The following is a 423-nucleotide window of genomic DNA, read 5'->3' as shown; positions in this document are numbered from 1 at the left end:
CAAGTCTTAGCACCTGCTTTTTTTAAGATTTTTATATTTTTATTTATCCCAAAAGAAATAGCCTTATCTAATGGAGTATTAGGTTCAAAATAATCAATTTTATCATCTTTAGTTTTATTGATAGTGCAATTAGCAGCATTGACATCAGCTCCATATTTGATCAAAATTTCCAAACAAGTTCCAATAGGTTTTTTATCAGATGTTGCAGCTATATGTAAAAGGGTTTTTCCTGCATCGATATAACTATGTTCATGTTCTGTTTCAATCCTTCTCATATTGACATCAGCACCAAATTGTAAAGCCACTTCTAAAGAATTTACAGACTCAGGATCACCAAGCAATATCCAAGAATGCAAAGGAGTGGCACCTCGTTCATCATAAACTTCAAATTTACATCCTTTTTTAAAAAAATAATCAATCATT

General features: G+C 30.7%; 1 protein-coding gene. It reads right to left on the bottom strand.

Annotated features, from left to right (window positions below):
• Positions 1 to 423, bottom strand: a 423-nt coding sequence (locus tag AJ884_RS01435; protein WP_222545635.1) for an ankyrin repeat domain-containing protein, incomplete at both ends; no start/stop codon positions are given.

This window comes from Campylobacter sp. BCW_6463, assembly GCF_001762785.1.
Taxonomy (GTDB): Bacteria; Campylobacterota; Campylobacteria; order Campylobacterales; family Campylobacteraceae; genus Campylobacter_D; species Campylobacter_D jejuni.
The sequence above is the reverse complement of the archived record's forward strand: the minus strand, read 5'-3'. Positions and strand labels throughout refer to the sequence as shown.